The sequence below is a fragment of the Paenibacillus nitricinens genome, assembly GCF_052056485.1.
GTDB lineage: Bacteria > Bacillota > Bacilli > Paenibacillales > Paenibacillaceae > Paenibacillus_AQ > Paenibacillus_AQ nitricinens.
On sequence record NZ_CP183948.1, the window covers coordinates 3,087,519 to 3,111,879 of the forward strand.

The window sequence follows — 24,361 nt, forward strand, 5'->3', positions numbered from 1 at the left end:
GTAGAATTTTTCTGCGAGACGGGCAGCTTATTTTTTTGAAAAAATAAATCGAATTATATTGTTTACTTGACTGCCAACTATATGTGTAGTTGTTCTAACCCTTTAAAGTTGATACTATGGGTTCATCCGTTATTCAGGGAGTGTAAATGATGAAAAAGATTTTAGTAGCAGATGATGATAGTAATATTCGTACATTATTAAAGCATGTATTGACCAGAGAAGGTTATCAAGTAATGGAGGCCAGCGATGGCCGGGACGCGATACATAAACTGAAAGAAAGCATTGCGGATTTAGCCGTTGTGGATGTGATGATGCCACATGTGGATGGGTTGGAGCTATGCCAGCATATAAGAGAAACATATGATATACCGATCATTTTGTTAACAGCCCGGCAACAGCTAAGTGATAAAGAACAAGGCTATTTGCGGGGGACAGATGATTATGTAACGAAACCTTTTGAGCCGGAAGAATTGTTGTTTCGGATCAAAGCTTTATTTCGGCGTTATTCCATCGCTTCAGATGATCGGATTCGCTTGAATTCACTTGTTATCGATCGTAAAAATTATGAGATCACTGATGGTGATGAAGTACTATTGTTACCGGTAAAGGAATTTGAACTGCTCGCACAACTGGCCCAATATCCTGGAAGATTGTATTCACGCAGTGAGTTGATTGAGCTAGTATGGGGAATGGATTATGAAGGTGATGAACGCACGGTGGATGTACATATCAAGCGATTGCGTCAACGATTTGTGGATTATCAGAATGACTTTGTGATTCGGACGGTACGGGGAATTGGATATAAATTGGAGATGGTGAGCTCGTGAAGTCTTTGTATGTGAGAATGTGCATTCTCTTTTGCTCGGCCATTGTGGTGAGCAGCCTTCTTGGCTTCTTGGTGTCTAATATTTATTACCAAGCTCAGATTAAATCGCAGAACGATGCGAAGCTTACGGGGATGGCCATTGAAATCCAGCAGTTTGCAGAATCTCACCCGGAATCTATGGAGGATTACCTGCGAAGTGTAGCTGTACTGGGATATAAGATCTATTTAACTGATGCAGAAGGTCAATCCCGGTTTTACGGCAAGCCATTTCGGAAAGAGGATTTAGATCCGCAACAATTAGAGAAGGTCCTGAATGGACAAGTGTATCACGGTGTTGCTGAGTTTCCTGACAGCGCATTTATTACAGGTTTTTTTGATAATCAATTACGCAATACGATAGGTGTTCCTATTGAAGTCAATCATGAGACATTTGCATTATTCGTGCGGCCGGATGCAGAGGTTCAGTTCGGTGAACTGCGCGTGTTTTTTGCTGTCATCATCGGTTTTACCGTGTTATTCAGTCTAGGATTCGTCATGATCAGCGTACTGCATGTGGTCAGACCCATCACTCGTTTGACAACGGCGACTAAACGGATTTCAAAAGGCAGATATGATATTAAATTAAATACGTGGCGCCGGGATGAGATTGGCCAGTTAGCCTCACACTTTATGATTATGAGTCGTGAGCTGGAACGGACCAATCGTGCCCGTCAAGAGTTTGTTGCGAATGTATCGCATGAAATCGAATCGCCATTAACTTCTATTCAAGGATTTGCCCAAACCCTTAAAGATCCTACATTACCAGAGGATGAACGGATAGAGTACCTCAATATCATTGATCAAGAAAGCCATCGTCTATCGATGCTTAGTAAACAGCTGCTAACGTTATCTTCCCTCGATTATGATCCGGATTCCCTGCAGAAGAAACCTATAGATTTGCGTGCACAGCTGCGGCAGGTTGTACAAATCATGGAGTGGAGATTAACAGAGAAGCAATTAGCGGTTCGTTTAATTCTTACGGACATTAGCGTACATGGTGATTCTAATCTATTGTATCAGGTGTGGATGAACCTCATTACTAATGCTATCAAATATACACCTGCTGAGGGGTCCATTATGATTTCCGCAAAGCTAGACGAAGGGAATTGTGTAGTAACCTTTTCGGATACTGGGGAAGGCATTCCTGCAGAAGATTTACCGCTCATCTTTGACCGTTTTTATAAAGTCGACCGGGCACGTACACGAGAAACACATAGTAGCGGTCTTGGACTAGCGATTACGCAAAAAATTGTAGAGACACATAACGGAACCATAGAGGTATCCAGTACAATTGGCAAAGGCACGACCTTTACTGTAACTCTTCCGCTTTTGTAACTCGTTATTCATACTCCGTTCATTTTCATCTTCTAAACTGTGACTATACAGATTAGAAGGAGTGGTAATATGTTTCTAGCCTTAAGGGAAATGCGACATTCTAAAGCCAGATACCTGTTAATAATGGTAATCATGTTATTGGTTTCCTTTCTTGTGCTTTTCGTAACGGGCCTGGCCAGAGGATTAGCGTATGCTAATATCTCAGCAATAGAGAATATGCCGGCGAACTATTATGTGGTGCAGAAGGATGCGGATCAGACGTTTAGACGTTCTCAGTTAACGGATACGGAGCTGGGTAGTGTTCGAGCAGTAGTAGGAGATAATAACGCTTCTTCACTCGCTCTACAGATGAGTACAGTGACTACGAACGATGCGGATGCTAAAGCAGATGTGACTTTTTTTGCAGTCGATATGAACGGTTTACTGGTTCCAAAAGTGATTGAAGGTGACAAGATTACGAATGATATGCAAGGAAGTGTCATCGTTGATCGTGACTTGGAACAGTCGGGTATTAAGATTGGCAGTACGATCCAAGATCAGGCAACCGGGAAGGAATTTAAAGTTACAGGATATGTTGAGAATAGCTCATACAGCCATACCCCAGTAGTCTATATTAACAATAAAGATTGGCAGGAAATGAGACAAGGCGTTAATCAAGGTAGTGAGGCTACATCAGGAGTGCCTTTTAATGTCATTGCGCTCAATGCAAACGCAGGGCAAGTGGATAAGATCTCTGCTAGTTCAAAAAATGTGGAAGTTATTACACAAAAAGTAGCGATCTCTAATATTCCGGGTTATTCATCAGAACAAGGTTCACTGCTTATGATGATTGCCTTTCTGTTCGTAATCGCTGGGTTTGTTCTGGCTGTGTTCTTCTATGTCATTACAATTCAGAAAACAAGCCAGTTTGGCATTCTGAAAGCCATGGGTACAAAAATGTCTTACTTGGCTTGGAGCGTAGTAGGGCAAGTTATGATTTTGGCCATTGCAAGTCTTAGTATTAGCTTGCTGCTAACCTTTGGAATGAATCAGGTACTACCAGACACTATGCCGTTCCAACTGGAACCTTCTACGATTCTATTAACCAGCGGCTTGTTCGTGGGGATGTCTCTTTTAGGATCACTTATTTCTGTCGCTAAAGTGGCAAAAGTAGATGCATTAGAAGCAATTGGGAGGGCTGGAGCATGAGTGCAAAATTATTGATGAAGCAAGTAACCAAGACCTACGGAGACGGCGATACAACAGTATCTGTTTTGAACAATTTGAATCTTATAGTCAATGAAGGAGAATTCGTTGCTGTCCTTGGACCATCTGGAACAGGGAAGAGTACGTTCCTATCAGCGGCGGGTGCGCTTCTTACGCCAACCAGTGGTGAAATTTTCATAGACGGAGAATCACTTACAGATAAAAGTAAAAGTGAGCTGACTGAGCTACGATTAGAAAAAATAGGCTTTATGTTCCAAAGCGCACAGCTACTGCCCTACTTGAAGGTAGAAGAGCAGCTTCTCTTTGTAGCTAAACAAGGGAAGATGAGTTCTAAAGAAGCTAAGGAACGGGCAGCTGATTTGATGAAGCGTCTGGATATCTGGAAACGTCGAAACCATTATCCTGAGCAACTATCAGGCGGGGAGAAGCAACGTGTAGCTATCGCAAGAGCTTGGATGAATAAACCTGCAATCTTGTTTGCAGATGAACCAACAGCAAGCTTAGATTTCAAACGAGGTAGAGAAGTTGTGCAAATGATTGCTGACGAAGTAAAGAATGAGGGTAAAGCTGCTGTAATGGTCACTCATGATGAACGGATGCTCGAATGGTGTGATCGGGTGCTACATCTGGAAGATGGACATTTGGTTGAACATGAGTTAAGCAAAAATTAGTGAAAAAACGATTCATGCTATTTATGGCATGAATCGTTTTTTTTGTGTGTGAACAAGGGTTTGTTCTTATTGAAATCACTGCTGAATGACAGTGCCAGTTCAAATAGAATTCGGGCATGAGCTGCGTTCAGATTATCTCCGGCAATGTTTAGAGAAGTAATCAATCGAATAGATAACAAAATGCCGGACAATCCTTAGGAGATTGACCGGCATAGTTATAAGATTTACTTGATTACTTATCTTTCCTAGAGACAAGTAGTTTTTGAATAAAGACATTGGTAGCCATGGAGGAGGAGCTTTCTTTATGGCGAATAATCGAGAATTGTCTTTCAAGATGATGATGTCTGATGGGGAGCTCACAGATTTCACCACTTGCTAATTCTTTGCGCACAATCCATCTGGAGAGCATCGCAATTCCCAAACCAGAGGCAACGGCTTCCTTAACCCCTTGACTACTGTTGAAGACATAGGATCTTTTGACAGAAATCTCTTCTTTTTGAATGAAATGATCACTGAATGCACGCGTTCCAGAGCCGAGCTCACGCAGAACCCAAACCTGATTTTGTAGCATTCCATGTTCCACAGAGACTATTTTTGACAAAGGATGGTTGGCAGGGGAGACGATAATCATCTCGTCCTTCATGTAAGGAGTGACGATCAGATCATTTTCATGGGCTTCTCCTTCGATAAACCCAATATCCAATTCATTGGCTCTAACCCCACCAATAATTTCTTCAGTATTACCGATCGTCACCTGAAGCTTGACTTGTGGGTATTGATTTGCGAATTCCGCAAGTCTTGAGGGTAATATATACTCTCCAATCGTAAAGCTGGCACCAATATGTATACTGCCAGTAACCTCATCCTGAAGCATTTGTATTTCCTGATGAGCTTCTTCGAAGTGGGCCAATATTTGTTTGGCGTGATTATAAAGTATTGTACCTGCTTCGGTTAATTTTACTTGTTTCGGAGATCGGTGTAGAAGCTTTGCGCCTAGTTCATTCTCAAGATTCCGGATATGTAGACTGACACCGGGTTGAGATAGATTCAATAATTCTCCTGCTTTAGAAAAATGACTTTGCTCAGCAACTGTAACGAAAACCCGTAATGTATCCACAATCATAGAATTCCCTCACTAAAAGTCCCGAATGTATTTAAAATTCCTTATCAAGCACGAACTGAGCTTTCTTCTGCGAAAATCCAATACGTGTATAGAAACGTACCGCATCTTCTCTAGTCTGGTTGGTACGCACTCTTAATTTGTTCACTCCAATTTGTGCTGCCCAGCGTTCACAGGTTTCAACAAGTTGTCTGCCGATCCCTTCTCCACGATACTGCCCATCGACAACCAAACCACAAATTTCAACAAAGGGTGGAGATTCAATTAACATTCGCACATTGGCGTGAATCCATCCGATTAATTGGCTATCCGACTCAGCTACATAAATAGCATGATCTTTACGATTTCTGATATCTTGAAGTCTATCTGCTAGCTGTTCGATATTTAAAGGATATCCGAGCTCACTGGATAGTTTTGCAATATCTTGTGTGTCGCTAAATGAAGCCGTCCTAATATGTATGATCATCCACCACCTTAATATAATGTTGTTTCATGCTGTTTTTTTATTATAGTTCATCTCATTCAGAGGAACATCTCTATGTAAATTACTTCGTACTATTTCGATAAGCGGATGGGGAGAGACCCATCGCCTTTTTGAAATATTTAGAGAAATGAGCCAATTCCATGCCGACCTGTTCCGCAATATCTGAAATGCTGTAATCTGTGTAAGAAAGCTGTCTTTTGGCGTGCTCCATACGTTTCAATTGAACATAGGCCATGGGAGTCACCCCCATGAATCTTTTGAAATAAGGTATAAAATAGTTCGGGTGCAGGTGGACAAGCTCTGCTAGTTCATCAATCTCTATGGGCTTATTTAGACAATTATCGATGTAATGGAGCACATGAGCCAGCTTCCCATGGTCTCCGGTGTGTATGAATTGCGTCATAAAGTCTGTATGACTACTGTCGCTTGATTCAAGACAAGTGGCAATGAGATTAAGCAAACAAGCCTGAGTGCGAAGGATAGATAAGATATCGTCCTTTTGAAATTGTTCGATCATCTCCACGAAAATTGCCCTTATTGAATCTGGATTAGGCGAATCACAGATGTATAATTTTTTCTCCGCATGGAATAAGGGCCATTCTCCAATGTCAGCATCAAAGTGGCAGTAATAACGGATATATGGATCATCGATAGAAGTTTCGGTAGTTTGTGTGCTCCCCGCAGGCATGATCATTAGCTGACCTGGCTTCGGATAGTAGGTAATCCCGTTTATAATTACTTTCCCCTCACCCCCATCAATAAAATATAGCCGATTAAAAGCGGGGGTTTCCAGCGTGCGGTTCCATCCGGGATATCTATTACTAAGTTGGGCATGGGTCACAGTAACCTTGAGATTCTGCAGGAGACGTCCTGATAAGTTCCCTGAATTGTTCATCATTTAACTCCTTTAAAGCTTTTATATCCTCATTATAACGGTTTCATTTAACTAAAACATCTTACTTAAATACAAATAGTTCTTAATTTCGATCATGTTCATGTCCTTAAATAAAGTATATCCTCTAACCATAACCATTAATAAGGAAGTGATCAGAGATGGGTACAGTTCGTTATGGGATTATTGGTATTGGAAATATGGGAACCGCACATGCGCAAAGTCTTCTGAGTGAGATTAAGGGGGCTGAGCTTACAGCCGTATGTGATATAAGAGAAGAACGTTTGAAATGGGCTGAAGAGCAATTACCTGAGAATGTTAGGAAATATTCTACGCCGAAGGAATTATTCGAGTCACATATCATGGATGCGGTATTAATCTGTACTCCGCATTATGATCACCCTACACTTGCAATCGAAGCTTTTCAGTATGGTTATCATGTACTAGTGGAGAAGCCTGCAGGTGTTTATACGAAAGCTGTTCAACAGATGAACGATGCTGCAGCACAGTCTGACCGCAAATTTGGAATCATGTACAATCAGCGTACGAATCCTTTGTATCAGAAGCTGAGAGATCTTATTCAGTCTGGTGAGTTAGGTGAGATTCGCCGGACGAATTGGATTATTACCGACTGGTATAGATCGCAGAACTACTATAACTCTGGTGGCTGGCGGGCGACATGGGCGGGTGAAGGTGGCGGGGTATTGCTTAATCAAGATCCTCATCAGCTAGATTTATGGCAATGGACGACAGGCATGATGCCGAAGCGGATAAGAGCATTTTGCCACTTTGGAAAATATCGCAACATTGAGGTTGAAGATGATGTAACCGCTTATGTGGAATACGAGAATGGCGCTACAGGTCTGTTTATTACTACAACTGGAGAGGCACCGGGAACTAATCGTTTTGAAATCAATGGCGATAATGGGAAAATCGTAGTGGAGGGCGGGAAGCTAACCTTTTGGCGTTTACGTACACCGGAGCCGCAGTTCAACGCAGAGTTTACGGGAGGTTTTGGTAGTCCGGAATGTTGGAAATGTGAGATACCTGTACAAGATGGCGGAGGGGAGCAGCATAAAGGGATTCTACGGAACTTTACGAATGCCATTTTGCATGATGAGGTTTTACTTGCTCCCGGGGAGGAAGGGATTAAGGGGCTTACCCTTTCAAATGCCATGTATTTATCGGCTTGGACGGACAATTGGGTGGAGCTTCCGATGGATTCGGATTTATTCTACGAAAAGCTGATGGACAAAGTAAAAAATTCGACTTTCCAAAAGGAAGCCTCAGAAACTAAAACATTGAATGTTAAAGGAACTTATTAAATCGAAGGAGAGAGGTTAAATCCTATGAAACGTTCGACGATTGCGGCTCAAATGTACACGTTACGTGACTATACTCAAACTGCGGAGGATTTAAGATCAACTTTTCAAAAGGTATCGGCAATGGGTTATGAGAGCATTCAGATTTCAGCAATTGGACCAATCGATCCGAAGCTTGTTAAACAATATGCGGATGAATCAGGGTTGACGATATGTGCGACCCATGTGTCCTGGGATCGGTTATTGAATGATCTGGATGCGCTAGCCGCAGAGCATAAGCTGTGGAATTGCAAATATATTGGACTTGGAAGTTTACCGGAAGAATTTCGTACGGGGCTTGAAAGCTACCGGGAATTCGCGAAATTGATATCTGAAATTGCAATAACTCTAAAAGAACAACATGATCTGCAATTTGTTTATCATAACCATGATTTTGAATTTGAATGCTTTGAAGGTTTTACTGGAATGGAAGTACTGCTCAATGAGACTGATCCTACAGTTGGTTTCATACTTGATCTATATTGGTTGCAGGCTGGTGGTGCGAGCCCGGTAGAATGGATACGTAAAGTTAAAGGCAGAATGCAAGTCGTGCATTTAAAGGATATGGCGATAGTTGATAGGAAACAGGTTTTTGCTGAAATAGGCGAAGGAAACATGAACTATGCAGAAATCATTACTACTTGTCGTGAGACGGGTGTTGAATGGTACGTTGTGGAGCAGGATGTTTGTAGACGTGATCCTTTTGAGAGCTTAGAGGTGAGTCTGCGCTATCTTATTAGCCTATTATAGAATCGATAAAACGCCATTAGGAGGATTCTGATGAATAGAATAGATGGGATGACCTATGCACCCACATATGAAGCTAAACCCGTAGTGAAGCCGGGTGAATTCATCATCGCAGCTATTGCCCTAGATCACGGTCATATTTATGGGATGTGTAATGGTCTCGTTGAGGCTGGTGCTGAGCTGAAATGGGTATATGATCCGGATGATGAGAAAGTTAGAGCATTCATAGCCAAATATCCTGGAGTTAGGGCTGCTGAGACTATGGATGATATATTGGAAGATCCAGAGGTTCGCTTAGTTGCAGCGGCAGCTATTCCTTCAGAACGAGGCCCCTTAGGAAATAAGGTTATGGTTCATGGAAAGGATTATTTTACGGATAAAACCCCTTTTACAACACTAGAACAGCTGGATGCTGCTAGAGCTTTGGTCGCAGCAACCAATCGGAAGTACATGGTTTACTATAGTGAGCGTCTTCATGTTGAAAGCGCAATCTATGCAGGCCGGTTGATCCGTCAAGGGGCTATTGGCCGTGTTCTTCAAATCATTGGATTAGGTCCGCATCGATTAAATGCTTCTAGTCGGCCGGAATGGTTCTTTGAGCGGGAGAAATATGGCGGCATCCTGTGTGATATCGGCAGTCATCAAATAGAACAATTTTTGTATTATACAGAGTGTCAGGATGCTACAGTTGTTCACAGTAAGGTAGCAAATTATAATCATCCATCCTACCCTGAATTGGAGGATTTTGGTGATGTTACGCTTGTTGGGGACAATGGTTCAACCCAATACTTCCGTGTAGATTGGTTTACGCCTGACGGGCTCGGAACCTGGGGAGATGGGCGCACCATGATTATGGGAACGGAAGGCTACATTGAACTGCGCAAATATACTGATATTGGTCGTTCAAATACACCGGATCATGTGTACTGGGTGAACGGGGAAGGGGAGCATTATGAGCATGTAGCTGGAAAGGTTGGATTTCCGTTCTTTGGTGAGCTTATCCTCGATTGTCTGAACCGGACGGAGCTGGCCATGACTCAAGCACATGTCTTCAAAGCTGCTGAACTATGTTTGAAGGCTCAAGCCCAGGCGATGAATCTAACCCCTAATCAACTTAAATAGCGAATGGAATAATGAATGGAGGTGGTAAAGGTGAACAAACTTGGAGTAGCGATTATTGGCTGCGGGGCGATATCTCCTCTCCATGCTAAAGTAATATCAGCTATAAAAGAGGTGAACCTACTTACAGTTGTAGATATTGATGCTGATAAAGCTACACGAGCAGGAAAAGAATATGCCTGCGATGCCACAGATGATTATAGAGAAATACTAAATGATAATCGTATTGATGTTGTACATCTCTGTACACCTCATTATCTGCATGCAGAAATGGCTGTAGAGCTATTACGTGCAGGGAAGCATGTGTTAACAGAAAAGCCAATCGCCGTCGATCTTCCTTCAGCCAAGCGTATGCTGAAAGCAGCGGAAGAGAGCTCCGGCCAGCTTGGTGTGGTGTTCCAGAACCGTTATAATGATGCTTCCATTTATATGAAGAAGACGATTGATTCTGGTACATTAGGGAAACTGCTTTGTATGAAAGGTGTCGTAACCTGGCATCGAAATGAAAGTTACTACAAAGATAGCAATTGGAGGGGACGATGGTCCACGGAAGGCGGAGGTGTTCTAATTAATCAGACCATTCATACCTTGGATTTACTTCAGTGGTATGGGGGTGAAATTAAATCCGTGAAAGGCAGTATTACCACAGATGTGCTGGATGGCGTCATTGAAGTAGAAGATACTGCCCATGCTTGTATTGACTTCGCCAATAATGTTCGCGGGCTATTTTATGGCACAAATACCTATCTCGAGAACACTCCCGTGGAGTTGGAGCTAGTTTTTGAAGAGGGGACTCTTAACCTCCGTCGAGAGCATTTGTATCTTTGGAAAGATGGGAAGGAAACCTTGGTTTGTGAGCCTATATTCAGTCCTACGGAAGGCAAATCGTATTGGGGGACTGGGCATAAGAGACTAATCGAGGACTTCTATGACCACATTTTCAGTGGATCAAAGTTTTGGCTGGATGGTCCTGAGGGGATAAAAGCGCTGGAACTGGTGAAGCATATTTATAGCTCATCGCAGAGGAACAAATAAGTCATAAATATAGCGAAGGCTGTTCATATGTAGATTTATCTACAAATGAAGCAGCTTTTTCGTGTTTAGGGACTTCCCGCATTGGGTTAAACACTAAGAAGACTACGACTTGCCGAGGATAGATTTGATTAATTCTCCTTAGTGGAATAATCTAAAGTAAGTATAGGTTATATACAGCAAGATATCTGGAGGGCGCATACAATATGGAGGAAATATTACAGAACATTAGAACGAACACCAAGCTAATTTCCATTGTGCAGACTATTGTTTTTACCTTTGTCATATTATACGTACTGATGTTTCTTTCTGGCGGATTATTCACCACCTTTTTTATTATGCTCATTGCTTGTTTCGTTAGCTTAATTGCGGCTTTACTCATGTTAATTCGAAAAAGCTTCTTATGGGCAATCGTTGATCTTGCTGCGGCGGGCAGCATGTTTATTTATTTTATTAATAATGCTTAGGTGTTATTAATCCTTGCATGAAGCGGGTTTATGGCTGTAGCTTAAGTTCCTTACCGTAGAGGACTTATTTCTCTCTTTTTTGCAAGCTTTTAAATAATTTATTTTTTTCATATAATAGTAGATATTAAATTTATAAATAATTGTAATACACTCGGATAAGGGTATAATTGAGACAGAAAAGGTGTGACGCCTAAGAAGGAGCGCCCACATCCTTTCTGCAAAATTCAGGGGATAAGGATGGTAATAATGGGCAAAAGTGCAACTGAAACAGACGTCATTTTAATTGGTGCTGGAATCATGAGTGCGACTTTAGGAACACTTTTAAAAGAATTAGTGCCGGATTGGAAGATTAAAGTGTTTGAAAAGCTCGAAAATGCAGGTGAGGAAAGCTCTAATGAATGGAATAATGCAGGAACTGGACATGCGGCGCTCTGCGAGCTTAACTACACTGTCGAAAAATCCGACGGAACTGTGGATATAAGTAAAGCCATCCAAATTAATGAACAGTTTCAACTTTCAATGCAATTTTGGTCTTATTTGGTAAATCGTAAGCTGATACATAATCCGCAGGACTTTATTATGCCCTTGCCCCATATGAGTTTGGTACTAGGGGAGAAGAATGTAGCTTTTTTGAAGAGAAGATTTGAAGCGCTCTCAAAAAATCCATTGTTTCAAGGTATGGAATTTTCCGATGACTCTAGCAAATTAATGGAATGGATACCGCTTATTATACAAAATCGTCCATCGAATGAACCTATAGCAGCAACAAAAATAGACTCTGGCACAGATGTTAACTTTGGTGCTTTAACGCGTATATTATTTGATCACTTAAAGAGTAAAAATGTAGAACTCCATTATAAACATTGTGTGGATGGAATCAAACGTACAAGCGATGGGTCATGGGACTTGAGAGTGAAGAACGACAGCGGTACTATTGAACATCATACTGCAAAATTTGTCTTTGTTGGTGGCGGGGGAGGAAGCTTGCATATCCTGCAAAAATCAGGTATTCCTGAAGGGAAGCATATTGGTGGATTCCCGGTAAGTGGAATATTTATGGTGTGTAATAAACCAGAAGTTATAGCCCAGCATCATGCAAAAGTATACGGTAAAGCTAAGGTTGGAGCACCTCCAATGTCTGTTCCGCATCTGGACACTAGATTTATTGACAACAAAAAATCGTTGCTATTTGGACCGTTTGCTGGTTTCTCACCAAAATTTTTAAAAACCGGTTCAATGTTTGATTTGATCACTTCCGTAAAACCGGATAACCTCCTAACGATGTTGTCTGCAGGTGCAAAAAACATGTCTTTGACCAAATACCTAATCGAGCAAGTGTTGTTATCGAAGGAAAAACGCATGGAGGAATTACGAGATTTTATCCCGAATGCCAAAATAGAGGATTGGGATCTAGTCGTAGCAGGCCAACGCGTGCAGGTAATCAAAGATACAGAGGACGGCAAAGGTATTCTTCAATTCGGTACAGAGGTTATTAGCGCCGCAGATGGTTCGATTGCAGCATTGCTTGGGGCTTCCCCAGGTGCTTCTACGGCTGTTCACGTGATGCTTGAAGTACTTAATAAATGTTTCCCTCAGCATATAAAAGAGTGGGAACCGAAAATAAAAGAAATGATTCCTTCTTATGGCCTGTCACTACTGGACAATCCAGAGCTTTTGCATGAAGTGCACACATTAACGGCAACTACTTTGGGTCTAGGTGGAAAAGAGCGAGTGAATAGTTAAAAAATGATCAATCGCTCGAAAGTCTGATAATTGACAGAGATTTTCTTCGAGAAAGCCTATGGATTTAATTCATAGGTTTTTTGTTGAGTTCTGAAAGAACTTTTGGAGAATAACGAATACTATATCATCTTTGCGAACTTCAAGGCTTTTCCGCAAGAGAAGGACGTAACTGATGTTCAGACCTATGAGGAGTTCTTAAATAGTGATTGCCAGCTTATACTTTTAGTCGTTGATTGTGAATATGCTACAGTTTATTGTAAAGATCAAGGAAAGCTTGAAGCGCTGTACCATAATGCGATTGCAAATGGATATGAAGATGTTCAGTACATTACGAATGAAAATGACTTCAGAACTAGATTGTCAGTATGGTAGAAAAATAAAAGTTCTGTTAGATCGTATGAAGTTAATAAATCTGGAAGCAACAAAAAGCCCCAACACTCGCTGGGGCTTTTTGTTATATCCAAATGTTGAACTTGTTTTATCTGAAGATTGGATAAGGAACTTACTGATTAACGTTTTCTGCTCCAGGGACAATTTCAATATTAGTGATTAGGTCATCGGCGATAGTAAAGAAATAATAAAACAGTTGAGGACTTCCCGGGAAGATTCCGCTGGTTAATGAAGTCACAATTATTATCCCGTATTTATTTTCAACGTCTATAACTTCAGACTTCAGCTTAAACTCATCGTTAGATTTTCCACGCCATTCTTTAATAGCCTCAATTCCATGAAAATGATTATTTTCACCGATATCATGAATGTGTGCATCTTTTGCCATGCAAACATCCATGACCACATTATCATTAGTGTTTAACGAATCCATATAAATTTCAACAGGTTGTGGTAGTTGTTTTAACATTGTGTTACCCCCTTTCTTTAATATCCTAGCATTTATAACTAGACTACTTTATGTCATATTACAATTTTAAAGAATCCTATAAGGGGATTTGACGAACAAATCATTCGTTTGTTACAATGGCCCCATCAATTAGGAAAAGGATGAGGACGATGGTTCGTCGTTTGAAACGGTTTAAGAATGTCGCTACTGTATCAAGCTTCTAAGTATAAATGCTATAAATTACTTAGAAGCGAGGGGAAAGAATGAAACAGCAATTGTTTAACCACTGGTCAGAAACGAAGTATTTGAAGGATATTGTCACCAACCCAATGATTGAGGTAGGGGATTACTCGTATTACTCTGGTTATTACGATAGTCATCCTTTTGAAGACGGGTGCGTCAGATATCTTTGGGGAGATGAACCGTCAAGAAAGTTATTTAACCCGATCGAAGATTTTGGGTGGCATTTAGATAAATTGATTATAGGAAATTATGTTTGTATTGCAAGTGGTGTAATTATTTTAATGGGTGGAAATCACAATCATCATCCTGAATGGATTACCGTGTATCCCTTTTTAGACCAGATTGAAACCTCTTACGAACCCAAAGGGGATACGATCATAGAAAGTGATGCTTGGATTGGGATGAATGCAATGATTATGCCAGGTGTGAAAATAGGTGAAGGTGCTATTGTTGCGGCAGGTTCGGTTGTTGTAAAAGATGTTGCACCATATACAATAGTAGGTGGCAACCCTGCTAAAGAGATTAGGAAACGATTTGCAGATCGTGAAATCGAAAAGTTAAAGGAAATGCGTTGGTTCGATTGGAAACGTGAGAAAATCGAACAAGCTACATCTATCTTTTCAAGTTCATCGATTGATCAATTATATGAGTTTTATCTAAGGGAAATAACATCATAACACAATCACAACAGGCTGCCACAATTATTCGGCAGCCTGTTCTTTTATCAGATAAGGTAGTTTGATAATATTGTTATTTACCATATTAATCCTAATTAGTATGATAATATGAATGGGCGTAAGGCCTACTCTTTCATGGGGGGAGATAGATTCTGAAATATATTGAATTTGGTCTCGGCAATACATGGTTTATTAGAACTGAAACGGAGTTAGAGGATGGAAGTGAATTTGAAGAAAAAGGAATTGTGAAACCGGTAAGGTTCCGTTCGTTATATCTCAGGATTTGGATTGGCAAAACTGTAGTAATCTTAGACTTAAAGGAAGGTTTTAAAAAAAGTAAGAAAAGTTATAACGCGTTTAAGATTATTTTTGGTATAACAAGCCTCTAGAATAGAAGAGCATACATATAAGGACAAGATGGAGGAAACTATGGATAAAATATTAAATGAAATAGCCATTTTGATAAGCAGTGAGGAAAAAAGAGTTACTATTGGGATTTCGGGTCATGGTGCATCTGGAAAGACAACATTTGCCCATAATCTTTTAAAGCTTCTGGGTCATGAGAATGTGAATTATATGAATACTGATCCCTATATTATCGGCTCTCATCTTAGAAAGTACACTATAATCGATTATGAATATAACTATGAACGTCATAGTAATAAAATGACAGCTTGTCATCCTTCTGCTCATAATATTTTTGCTCTAGAGAGAGACATCCGAATGATGCGTGATGGTTTAGATTTTTATACAATAGATACGAATTATGTAAAGAGTACAATGATAGCTTCACAAAACAGAGTGAATATTGTAGAGGGCATGAGCGTTGCTTTTGCAGACCCAAATTTATTTGATCTGAAGGTTTACTTATATACGGATGGAGACACTGAATTGATGAGAAGGAGTATACGTGATGTCTCTGAAAGAGGAACAGACATCAAATATTTAAGAAAATCTCATGAAGACCGTAGAATTCAATATGAGTTGTTCATGCATCCTTTTCATCGAAACTTTGATATCGTTATAAAAAATTCCAAAGAAGGCTATATTCTTGAAAATGAATTCAGGAGGGAAAAGCCACTGACAAACTAGATGGGTATATTGCTAGAAAGTATAATCAGGTTACGAACCTTGGAAAGTTACTTGATCCATTAGCGGATAAGTTGCTCATATCTGCTGCGTTGGTCTTGCTAGTCAGTCAGCATAGATTATACGCATGGGTAGCATTAATTATAGTAGCAAGGGAAGTGATCATTACAGGGATTAGGCTTGTCGCTGTCTCTCAGAAAATAGTGTTGCAAGCTGATCGATACGGAAAAATTAAAATGGTGTCTCAAGTGATTGCAATTACAGCTGTTATGTTAAACAATCATCCATTCACCTTTTTTACGAATATACCTTTCGATCAAATCCTTATCTATATTACATTAATCATAACTGTCTATTCTGGCTTTAACTACATAAAAAATAACTATCGTTCTTTAAAATTAGAGAGATGGGGATAAAAGTCCGCCATCACCCGCATGTTTAATTATAATTGTTTATTACCCTCGATATCTTTTCTGAGATGCTATGCTTTTTAAGCAAAAAGCTGCCACACGGCAGCTTTTTTTGCGGTATAGGGAATTATCAATACTTAAACTAGTGGATACAACTCAACTTTACGTTCCCATTGCAGATTGTACAATAGAAATCACTATTCTCGCTCATTAACTACCATCTACTGTACTTTGTGCAATCAAACTACGGGAAATGTGCTATAATGGGCAATTTTCATTGGATCGATTGTACAAAATACAACAGAAGTATCATTCAGCTCGATTTAAATAAGTTCTGTTGCACAAAATACAATGGCTAAGAACGATAATCTTAGAAGCCTATGCTCAAATCTGAACGATTGACAGAAAAGTGTATTACACGTATAGTACATAAATAAGATGTATGAACCACTTAGTACACACACTTAGTATATGGAGTTGGTTGTATGACAAAAGAACAAAAATCAGGTGTCAGCTTTAATATTCGAGAGCCGGTATATATTCAAGTTGTCCGTTACTTTAAAGAACAGATTGCTACAGGGCAAATCGGAGCAGGAGATAAGATTCCTTCACGGCGTGAACTGGCATCCGTAATGAAGATTAATGCGAACACGGCGCAGAAGGCGTATAAGGAAATGGAGGAACAGGGTTTGATCGTAACAGAAGGAAATTCCCCGAGCCGAATTACACAGGATCAGCAGATCCTAAGCTCGATTCGTGCTGAATTAATCGAAAGTGCAGTGGATATATTCATCGGTTCCATTCAGAATATTCAAATTCCAGTTGAAGAACTGGTAGAGATCATAAAGACAAAATATACATCGGAGCGAAAGTTATCTCCAGAGGGTGGTGACACAAGATGATCCAAGTGAATCAGATGGTGAAGAATTATGGATTCAAGAAGGTCCTAAATGGCGTTAGCTTCACAGCTGCCAAGGGAGAGATTACCTGCCTGATCGGAATCAATGGTGCCGGGAAGTCAACGGTGCTGAAGTCCATCATGGGACTGACACCATACAAAGGTGAAGTCTTAATCGATAATGCGTCACTAACACCTGCGATGTATGAGAAAATCACCTTCATTCCAGATTCGTTAACGATGCCCTCCAATATGCGAATTGCTGATTGCTTGAGCTTTATGGCTGACTTTTATCGGAATTGGAACGCTGAACGTGCAGAGGAAATGCTTAAGTTCTTCCAACTGAGCTCTTCAGATCGCGTATCCTCATTGTCTAAGGGGATGGCTGCGAAGTTAAATTTGTTGCTCGGACTTGCCTTGGAATGTGATTACATCCTAATGGACGAACCGTTCTCGGGGATTGATATGTTCAGCCGCGAGCAAATAACTGATGTATTCACGAGCGAATTGATAGAGAATCGTGGTGTGATTATCACAACTCATGAAATTAACGATATTGAGCATTTAATTGATAAAGTAGTCTTACTGCAGTATGGGAAGGTAGAACGTGAATTCTACTGTGAAGAAGTTCGCGAGCAGGAAGGTAAGTCCATTACGGACGTAATGAGAGAGGTGTACATGAAATGAGAGCTTTTGTGAAGCTATTGAATTTTGAAATGAACCGATTTGCCAAAATATATATTGGACTCATGGTGCTGACAGTCGCCTTGCAACTTGTAGCCGTCACCATTGGTGCTAATCATTGGCTTGATTCTGCCAATGAAACAATAAGAGTGAATCAATGGACGCTTGAGCAATATCACAATGTGAAAGGATATATTCAGCTAAACAGTATGATGTATGCTCGCTATAATGGATTGCTATATTTCGGACCCATATTTTTGAGCATAACAGTGTTGCTAATATATAGCTGCTTCATCTGGTACCGTGACTGGAGAGGTAAAAATACGGTAGTATATCGTCTGCTCACGTTGCCATCCAATCGGGCGAATTTATATTTTGCCAAACTGGTTACGATCTTGCTATTCGCATTTGGACTTGTCGCCCTGCAAATTATCCTTGTTCCACTGGAGCGTTTGATAGCACAGTCGATCCTTCCTGCTGAATTATATCGGAACATCTCGATATTTGATTATTTGAAGTATCCTACTGTACTTAAAGTTCTGGTTCCGCCCTACTTTTCTGAGTTTTTACTATACTATGGACTGGGCATTACGGGCTTGATCGTCTTGTTCACAGCGATTCTAATGGAGCGAAGCTACAGACTGAAAGGGATGGGCTTTATCGTACTATACTTAGCGATTCTGGCTGGATTGGCCTCAATACCCTATCGCATGGGTTATAGCAGATACGATAGCTACTTCTATCCAAGAGAAATTATAGGCGTTTGTCTCGGACTAATAGTGATCATTGTTGGAGGTTCGCTTTGGTACAGCTTGTATCTATTGCGTAAAAAAATATCGGTATAATAGAAGGGGTATGGAGGTTAAGGAATGAGAAAATATATGCTTACCGCCGTTCTTGTAGTGTTCACGGTTGTTACAATCGGGACGTATTATGTACAGGCTTCACAAGAGACACCACCTATTTATAAGCTGACGACGGTTCAAGGGGATGCTTCCCTCGTTGAAGGTATAGCTGTATACGGAAATTACATGAGTAAGGATAGTGTTTTTGGTATCAAACGAGCTTATATCACTACAAAAGGTACAGATTATCCAGATGAAAAGTCTGCGACAAGCCAAAGCTTAAATCAAAGACCAATGAAAACGCAAATGGATCAGTGGATTGAAGTGCATCGTCAGTTCATGCGCGGTAAGACAAACACATCTGGTTTCTATGAGAATGAGGAAATGCTTGCTTATGTTAATGCGACAGTAGATACGAAGCGATCAAATGATTCATCAGCGAAGAGAAATGCAAAGCTTAGTATTTCTGTACTCAACAAGCAGAAGAACAATACGTTTGAAATCACATCCGATATCAATGTAGATTATGATGTTTCAGATATTTATGTTCAAAATGTACAGCTTGTTGATCAGCAGCTTGTTGCTATGGTGTTTATGAATCACAGTGCCAAAGGCTATGTATCTGAACCGCAGATCCTCCGTGTCAATTTAACAACAAAAGAGATTAAGAATGAGCCGCTCGCGTTACCAGGCGGTAAATCTGTAGCAGCAGACGGGGATACACAATACGCATGGTTAGCCAATCAAAATCTGGAGCACACTGAGCAATGGATTTTAAGGATTAGTAGAGATAATCATAGAAAGGTATATCAAGTGGATGTTAAGACAGGACAAATCTCGCCGCTCGCATTCCAAGGGCATGAAATGTTATTGAATAATATTATGAATGCCTATGGACAGAAAATTTATTTCCTGCAAAAAGCTGTATCGAGTAAGGAAAATATAGGATTCACAGTTATTTCTTATGATCTTGTGAGTAAAGAATATGAGACTACTCTGAAGAATACAAATATAGATTTAAGTGAAAACATTACCTATGCTTTTAAACAAGACCATCTCTATATTATGGGTTATAAGAATTTCAAAGGTAATCGTCTGTATGTATTTAATTTGACAAGCGGTAACCTTGAGTACGAAGGAAAAGCAATATCAACAGAGGCCGCAAATCAGGCTGAAGATGAAGCTAACATGGATTTGAATTTTATCGATCTCGGTCAGTTCTAGCATAATTTTTAGAATAGAAAATTAGATATAAAGAGACATAAAGAAACAAAAAGAGATATAAAAAGAGATATAAAAAGGACAAAGGCCGAGCTAATGACTTCTAATAGTCAATTTCCTCGGCCTTTTAGTCGTGAAATATAAAACAGTCATTAAACACTATATTTCGATTAAAATATATTGTAAAACGATAAACTATATGTTAGATTCAATTTTGAAAATAACTTTGTGAGGTGTGTTTTATGAAACTTGGATCAACGCTTTTTTTAAGGATCGCTGTTGTTCTTATTGGGCTTCCAGTTCTTGCCTTGTGTATAATTTTTGTGCCTGCGATTTCGAATTATGCGGCAGAATTATATCCCGATCAAACCTATATAAAATATCTCTTGTATATTGATTTGTATGCATCGGCGATACCTTTTTATTTTGCATTGTATCAAGCGATCAAACTGTTAGGGTATATTGACAATAACAACGCTTTCTCAGAATTATCTGTAAAGGTTTTAAAAAACATCAGGAACTGTGCAATCTCAATCAGTGGAATTTATGTAGTAGGATTGCCGCTTTTCTATCTCGTCGCGGAGAGAGATGATACCCCGGGGTTCTTTGTCATTGGGATGGTTGTGATTTTTGCTTCCATGGTGATTGCAGTGTTTGCTGCAGTGCTCCAAAAGCTTTTGAAGGAAGCTATTGATATAAAATCAGAAAATGACTTAACAGTCTGAGGAGAAAACAATGGCGATTATTATTAATATTGACGTGATGCTGGCTAAAAGAAAAATGAGCGTGACCGAGCTTTCGGAGCGGGTTGGAATAACAATGGCTAACCTGTCTATATTGAAAAATGGAAAGGCGAAAGCGGTTCGATTATCAACATTAGAGGCGATCTGCAAGGCTTTGGATTGTCAGCCTGGCGATATTTTAGAATACAAAAGTGACGAGGAGACTTAAGAAATAAATGAACGGTAGAGGCAGGGCTCTTTTCTCAATCTTTATGAGGAGGGGGCCTTTTTGATGTGCAATGATTGGAGGTGGGAAATAAAAGGGTGCGATATATTAAAGATAAAAAATAATTGTAATACAATCAAAATATATTGTAAAACGATATATTATGTGATAAATTGAATCCAGATTATAAACTTTGTGAGGTGCAGTTTATGAAACGAGAAACACTCTTTTTGAAGATAGTTGTAATTCTTATTGGACTCCCGGTTCTTGCTTTGTGTATTTTTTGGTTACCTACGATTCCTAACAAGGCAGCTGGAGATTATCCCGTATATTTAGTTTATCCCCTTCTTATAGGAGTTTATGTAACGGTGATAGCCTATTTCGTAGCTTTATATCAGGCATTAAGACTTCTAAGCTACATTGACAAGAACAAAGCGTTCTCTGAACTATCTATTAAGGCTTTAAAAAATATAATTTACTGTGCAATCATCATCAGTATCTTATATGCGGCGGGTATGCCACTTATTTACGAAATGGCACAGGAAGCTGATGCACCAGGTCTAATTGTACTCGGACTTGTCATGACTTGTGCTCCAATTGTGATTGCGGTTTTTGCTGCTGTTCTTCAAAAGCTCTTGAAAAATGCCATAGAAATAAAATCAGAAAATGACTTAACAGTCTGAGGTGAAGATAATGGCGATTATTGTGAATATTGACGTGATGTTAGCTAAAAGAAAAATGAGCGTTACAGAGCTTACAGAAAGGGTTGGAATAACAATGGCCAATCTTTCTATATTGAAAAATGGAAAAGCAAAAGCGATTCGTTTATCGACGTTTGATGCGATTTGTAAAGCTTTAGAATGTCAGCCTGGAGATATTTTAGAATACCTAATGGACGAAGATGCTTAAATCGTAATGAGTAATTGACTCCGCAGATTGAAAAGATCAGCATTGCCAGGAAAGGAGAGAGAATCATTGAAATCAATAACGCAGCTTCTGCATTTTGGCTATCATCAGGCGATGAGTTGCATATTTCCTATTGCGATCTTTGGGACTTTAGCTCTTTCTAACTTAATAGATCTGCCTTACATATACCGATATGATGCCATTCTTATTATATTGCTTACCGTTCAATATCTTATGTACCGTACTGGATTAGAGACGCTAGATGAAATTAAAGTCATCTGTGTATTTCACATTATAGGTTTGCTTCTGGAAATTTATAAGATAAGAATGGGGTCATGGTCGTACCCTGAACCCGGGCTAACCAAGGTGTTTGGAGTGCCACTGTATAGCGGGTTTATGTATGCGAGCGTCGCGAGCTATATGTGTCAAATTTGGCGTAGACTGAAAATGGATATGACGGGTTGGCCGGGACTTGCTGCTGCGGGATCGCTCGGAGCAGCTATCTATCTTAACTTTTTCACGCATCACTTCATTCCTGATTTTCGCTGGTGGCTAAAGGGGCTTGTACTCATTGTTTTTTGGAAAACTTGGATCATTTATCGGGTACGAAACACTACTTATCGGATGCCCTTGACACTGGCTTTTTTCTTAGTAGGTTTCTTTATCTGGTTAGCTGAGAATATCGCTACATTCTTTAATGCTTGGAAATATCCTGATCAGAATCAGGTATGGCATGTGGTTAGTGTCAGTAAGATCAGTTCATGGTTCCTTCTGGTCATTATTAGTGTCATTATAGTTGCTCAGCTTAAACATGTTAAAGCTAACCGTAAAGCGAAAGAGTAGAGTATTGGCTTCAAAGGAAATAGTAGTACATGGAGTAAGAACAAATTAGTGTTGAGGAGGAGATGAGATGGAATATACAGATTTGAAAGAATTGCAGGATGTATTTTTCTTTGGTCTAATAGAGCCAGAGGTAAATCAACTAAGGTTATCCTTTTGTAAAAGCAAAGTTAGTGATATAGCTGAGCCACTTATGGATGGTGAGAAAAACTCTCCCATAATACAAGTTGATTTTCACTCCTATATTGCATATTCGATTAAAAATGAATTCTTTACTTCTTGGGATGATTACGAGGAATTTGACGGAAATACATTTAGGATTTATAAGAAATCAAGGTATCTTGATTTTATTTCTAATAGAATATTCGCATCAAAGGATTTTCCAAAACCATATAAGCACTATGGGATCTGTTGTATTGACCATGTCGTTGATATTATTTCAACATCGGAACCAGTTGTAAAGGAAATGAAATAGATTTGAATATCTTTCAAATGCAGCTTAAAAAGCCGATGGTGCACATTGATATGCTTGTCTTTTTTAACAATTAGAGTTATTATGGATTTTCAAAGTCGTTAATGGAGGTGCTGAATGAAATATTCCCAAGCGACAGACTATGCGCTTCATGCAATGCTTTATCTGGTGACGGCGGCGTCCGATAAGCCTGTAGGCGTTCAATTACTTGCTGAGAAGCTGGGTGTTTCGCAAACCTATCTGTCCAAAATGATGACCAAGCTAGTCAAGGCTGGATTGATTCAATCTGCACCCGGTGCAAACGGTGGGTATCGTCTCCGACGGAAGTCCGAAGAGATCTCTTTTCTGGATATTATCCATGCGATCGAAGGGACTGCATCTTTGTTCGAATGTAGCCTGGATCACGGTAGCGAGTGCTTGATTCAACAGGTTGTGATTGACGCTGAAAGACAGATGGAGCAGTACTTGGAGAACAAGAAAATTGCAGATTTGGCGAAAACAATGAAGACGGAGTAAAGATCCGTTCTTTTTTGGAAACAATTAAAGATAATATAAATCCGTAATGACTTTAATATAAAGGGGAATGAAATATGACGGAATTCTGGGAATCAAGCTTTATAGAAAAACAAACAATGTGGGGATTTGAACCTACAGACTCTGCGATCGCCACTAAGGACTTTTTCCTTGAGAGGAATGTTAAAGACATATTGGTACCAGGGATTGGATATGGCAGAAATGCAAAGGTTTTTATTGAGAGTGGGATAAATGTAACGGGTATTGAGATTTCTCAAACAGCGATTGATTTGGCGAGAGAAAATGGACTTGATATTAGCATTTTTCATGGTTCAGTGAATGACATGCCTTATGATAATAACCTCTATGAAGGAATATTTTGCCATGGTCTTATTCATTTGTTGAATAAAAATGAAAGAGAAAAGTTCATTAAGGATTGCTACAACCAGTTAAAGCCAGGTGGTTATATGATTTTTACAACAGTTTCGAAAAAAGCGCCTATGTTTGGAAAAGGTACTCTATTGGATAAAAATTATTACGAGACAGATTATGGCGTAAAAATATTTTTTTATGAGGCTGAATCCATTACACAAGAGTTTGAAACCTATGGACTAGTTGAGTTCTCTGAAATTGACGAGCCCCACAAGGACATGATCAATAAACCGTCGATAAACTTTTTAATGATAAAATGTAAGAAAGAACTATAGAAAAATTTGGACGTATCGAAGATAATAT

The 24,361-nt window shown here is 39.7% G+C and carries 31 protein-coding genes; 27 read left to right on the plus strand and 4 right to left on the minus strand.

The features are described 5' to 3' along the window. Positions 1-149: 149 nt before the first annotated feature. The 4 genes from ACN6KS_RS13685 to ACN6KS_RS13700 all read left to right on the plus strand — a co-directional run bounded on the left by ACN6KS_RS13685 (position 150) and on the right by ACN6KS_RS13700 (position 4,077). Positions 150-827 carry a response regulator transcription factor gene (locus ACN6KS_RS13685; RefSeq protein WP_440962399.1) on the plus strand — a complete coding sequence of 226 codons (678 nt, stop codon included), beginning with the start codon at positions 150-152 and terminating at the stop codon, positions 825-827. Further along, positions 824-2,200, plus strand: a complete 1,377-nt coding sequence (locus ACN6KS_RS13690) for a sensor histidine kinase (protein ID WP_440962219.1) — start codon at positions 824-826, stop codon at positions 2,198-2,200. Before ACN6KS_RS13685 ends, ACN6KS_RS13690 begins: the two co-directional genes overlap by 4 nt. 69 nt (positions 2,201-2,269) lie before the next feature. Beyond that, entirely contained in the window at positions 2,270-3,388 is a 1,119-nt protein-coding gene (locus tag ACN6KS_RS13695) for an ABC transporter permease (RefSeq protein ID WP_440962220.1), read from the plus strand. Next, positions 3,385-4,077, plus strand: coding sequence for an ABC transporter ATP-binding protein (locus tag ACN6KS_RS13700; RefSeq protein ID WP_094869838.1), 693 nt, complete (start codon positions 3,385-3,387; stop codon positions 4,075-4,077). Before ACN6KS_RS13695 ends, ACN6KS_RS13700 begins: the two co-directional genes overlap by 4 nt. A gap of 232 nt (positions 4,078-4,309) precedes the next feature. On the opposite strand, the gene ACN6KS_RS13705 is transcribed toward ACN6KS_RS13700, so the two are convergent. The 3 genes from ACN6KS_RS13705 to ACN6KS_RS13715 form a co-directional block, all read right to left on the minus strand. Beyond that, positions 4,310-5,200: a LysR family transcriptional regulator gene (locus ACN6KS_RS13705; RefSeq protein ID WP_440962221.1), complete on the minus strand. Its 891-nt coding sequence runs from the start codon at positions 5,198-5,200 to the stop codon at positions 4,310-4,312. A gap of 31 nt (positions 5,201-5,231) precedes the next feature. After that, positions 5,232-5,663: a GNAT family N-acetyltransferase gene (locus tag ACN6KS_RS13710; protein WP_280786074.1), complete on the minus strand. Its 432-nt coding sequence runs from the start codon at positions 5,661-5,663 to the stop codon at positions 5,232-5,234. A gap of 79 nt (positions 5,664-5,742) precedes the next feature. Further along, positions 5,743-6,579 carry a helix-turn-helix domain-containing protein gene (locus ACN6KS_RS13715; RefSeq protein WP_440962222.1) on the minus strand — a complete coding sequence of 279 codons (837 nt, stop codon included), beginning with the start codon at positions 6,577-6,579 and terminating at the stop codon, positions 5,743-5,745. 155 nt (positions 6,580-6,734) lie between these two features. On the opposite strand from ACN6KS_RS13715, the gene ACN6KS_RS13720 reads away from it, so the two are divergent. The 7 genes from ACN6KS_RS13720 to ACN6KS_RS13750 all read left to right on the plus strand — a co-directional run bounded on the left by ACN6KS_RS13720 (position 6,735) and on the right by ACN6KS_RS13750 (position 13,414). Beyond that, entirely contained in the window at positions 6,735-7,898 is a 1,164-nt protein-coding gene (locus ACN6KS_RS13720; protein WP_440962223.1) for a Gfo/Idh/MocA family protein, read from the plus strand. Between the two features lie 24 nt (positions 7,899-7,922). Then, positions 7,923-8,684, plus strand: coding sequence for a sugar phosphate isomerase/epimerase family protein (locus ACN6KS_RS13725; RefSeq protein WP_440962224.1), 762 nt, complete (start codon positions 7,923-7,925; stop codon positions 8,682-8,684). A gap of 30 nt (positions 8,685-8,714) precedes the next feature. Continuing rightward, complete coding sequence (locus ACN6KS_RS13730; RefSeq protein WP_440962225.1) at positions 8,715-9,803, plus strand: Gfo/Idh/MocA family protein; 1,089 nt, start codon at positions 8,715-8,717, stop codon at positions 9,801-9,803. A gap of 30 nt (positions 9,804-9,833) precedes the next feature. Then, the gene (locus ACN6KS_RS13735) at positions 9,834-10,835 is read left to right on the plus strand and encodes a Gfo/Idh/MocA family protein (protein ID WP_094869845.1); all 1,002 of its coding nucleotides are present in this window, start codon (positions 9,834-9,836) and stop codon (positions 10,833-10,835) included. Positions 10,836-11,038: 203 nt separating this feature from the next. Further along, positions 11,039-11,299 (plus strand): hypothetical protein, encoded by a 261-nt coding sequence (locus tag ACN6KS_RS13740; RefSeq protein ID WP_341134659.1) that lies wholly within the window; start codon positions 11,039-11,041, stop codon positions 11,297-11,299. A 246-nt stretch (positions 11,300-11,545) separates the two neighbouring features. Next, positions 11,546-13,042 (plus strand): malate:quinone oxidoreductase, encoded by a 1,497-nt coding sequence (locus tag ACN6KS_RS13745; RefSeq protein WP_440962226.1) that lies wholly within the window; start codon positions 11,546-11,548, stop codon positions 13,040-13,042. Between the two features lie 102 nt (positions 13,043-13,144). Then, complete coding sequence (locus tag ACN6KS_RS13750; RefSeq protein ID WP_440962227.1) at positions 13,145-13,414, plus strand: DUF2691 family protein; 270 nt, start codon at positions 13,145-13,147, stop codon at positions 13,412-13,414. Positions 13,415-13,544: 130 nt separating this feature from the next. Here the strand turns inward: ACN6KS_RS13750 and ACN6KS_RS13755 are convergent, their stop codons facing one another. Further along, on the minus strand, positions 13,545-13,901 hold the full coding sequence (locus ACN6KS_RS13755) for a nuclear transport factor 2 family protein (RefSeq protein WP_341134660.1): 357 nt from the start codon (positions 13,899-13,901) through the stop codon (positions 13,545-13,547). 242 nt (positions 13,902-14,143) lie between these two features. Here ACN6KS_RS13755 and ACN6KS_RS13760 point away from each other — a divergent pair, with 242 nt between their 5' ends. From ACN6KS_RS13760 to ACN6KS_RS13835, 16 genes are all read left to right on the plus strand, one after another. Next, positions 14,144-14,800, plus strand: a complete 657-nt coding sequence (locus ACN6KS_RS13760) for a CatB-related O-acetyltransferase (protein WP_094869849.1) — start codon at positions 14,144-14,146, stop codon at positions 14,798-14,800. A 152-nt stretch (positions 14,801-14,952) separates the two neighbouring features. Next, positions 14,953-15,189 carry a DUF3977 family protein gene (locus ACN6KS_RS13765; RefSeq protein WP_094869850.1) on the plus strand — a complete coding sequence of 79 codons (237 nt, stop codon included), beginning with the start codon at positions 14,953-14,955 and terminating at the stop codon, positions 15,187-15,189. A 40-nt stretch (positions 15,190-15,229) separates the two neighbouring features. Further along, complete coding sequence (locus tag ACN6KS_RS13770) at positions 15,230-15,892, plus strand: uridine kinase family protein (protein WP_440962228.1); 663 nt, start codon at positions 15,230-15,232, stop codon at positions 15,890-15,892. 8 nt (positions 15,893-15,900) lie between these two features. Next, complete coding sequence (pgsA, locus tag ACN6KS_RS13775) at positions 15,901-16,305, plus strand: CDP-diacylglycerol--glycerol-3-phosphate 3-phosphatidyltransferase (protein WP_440962400.1); 405 nt, start codon at positions 15,901-15,903, stop codon at positions 16,303-16,305. 479 nt (positions 16,306-16,784) lie between these two features. Continuing rightward, the gene (locus tag ACN6KS_RS13780; protein ID WP_094869853.1) at positions 16,785-17,201 is read left to right on the plus strand and encodes a GntR family transcriptional regulator; all 417 of its coding nucleotides are present in this window, start codon (positions 16,785-16,787) and stop codon (positions 17,199-17,201) included. Beyond that, on the plus strand, positions 17,198-17,884 hold the full coding sequence (locus tag ACN6KS_RS13785) for an ATP-binding cassette domain-containing protein (RefSeq protein ID WP_094869854.1): 687 nt from the start codon (positions 17,198-17,200) through the stop codon (positions 17,882-17,884). Before ACN6KS_RS13780 ends, ACN6KS_RS13785 begins: the two co-directional genes overlap by 4 nt. Continuing rightward, on the plus strand, positions 17,881-18,726 hold the full coding sequence (locus tag ACN6KS_RS13790; protein WP_094869855.1) for a hypothetical protein: 846 nt from the start codon (positions 17,881-17,883) through the stop codon (positions 18,724-18,726). Before ACN6KS_RS13785 ends, ACN6KS_RS13790 begins: the two co-directional genes overlap by 4 nt. Before the next feature lie 24 nt (positions 18,727-18,750). Further along, the gene (locus ACN6KS_RS13795) at positions 18,751-19,950 is read left to right on the plus strand and encodes a hypothetical protein (RefSeq protein ID WP_094869856.1); all 1,200 of its coding nucleotides are present in this window, start codon (positions 18,751-18,753) and stop codon (positions 19,948-19,950) included. Between the two features lie 239 nt (positions 19,951-20,189). After that, positions 20,190-20,672, plus strand: coding sequence for a DUF2975 domain-containing protein (locus ACN6KS_RS13800; RefSeq protein WP_440962229.1), 483 nt, complete (start codon positions 20,190-20,192; stop codon positions 20,670-20,672). A gap of 10 nt (positions 20,673-20,682) precedes the next feature. Continuing rightward, the gene (locus ACN6KS_RS13805) at positions 20,683-20,898 is read left to right on the plus strand and encodes a helix-turn-helix domain-containing protein (RefSeq protein WP_042127458.1); all 216 of its coding nucleotides are present in this window, start codon (positions 20,683-20,685) and stop codon (positions 20,896-20,898) included. A 206-nt stretch (positions 20,899-21,104) separates the two neighbouring features. Further along, positions 21,105-21,578: a DUF2975 domain-containing protein gene (locus tag ACN6KS_RS13810; protein WP_280786086.1), complete on the plus strand. Its 474-nt coding sequence runs from the start codon at positions 21,105-21,107 to the stop codon at positions 21,576-21,578. Between the two features lie 10 nt (positions 21,579-21,588). Further along, positions 21,589-21,804: a helix-turn-helix domain-containing protein gene (locus ACN6KS_RS13815; RefSeq protein ID WP_042187934.1), complete on the plus strand. Its 216-nt coding sequence runs from the start codon at positions 21,589-21,591 to the stop codon at positions 21,802-21,804. A 66-nt stretch (positions 21,805-21,870) separates the two neighbouring features. After that, positions 21,871-22,644: a DUF817 domain-containing protein gene (locus ACN6KS_RS13820; RefSeq protein WP_440962230.1), complete on the plus strand. Its 774-nt coding sequence runs from the start codon at positions 21,871-21,873 to the stop codon at positions 22,642-22,644. Between the two features lie 67 nt (positions 22,645-22,711). Further along, a complete protein-coding gene (locus tag ACN6KS_RS13825) occupies positions 22,712-23,116 on the plus strand; it encodes a hypothetical protein (protein WP_094869860.1) in 405 nt (134 codons plus the stop codon). Positions 23,117-23,230: 114 nt separating this feature from the next. After that, on the plus strand, positions 23,231-23,629 hold the full coding sequence (locus tag ACN6KS_RS13830) for an RrF2 family transcriptional regulator (protein ID WP_042127470.1): 399 nt from the start codon (positions 23,231-23,233) through the stop codon (positions 23,627-23,629). A gap of 74 nt (positions 23,630-23,703) precedes the next feature. Continuing rightward, a complete protein-coding gene (locus tag ACN6KS_RS13835; RefSeq protein WP_094869861.1) occupies positions 23,704-24,333 on the plus strand; it encodes a class I SAM-dependent methyltransferase in 630 nt (209 codons plus the stop codon). The last annotated feature ends 28 nt before the right edge of the window (positions 24,334-24,361 follow it).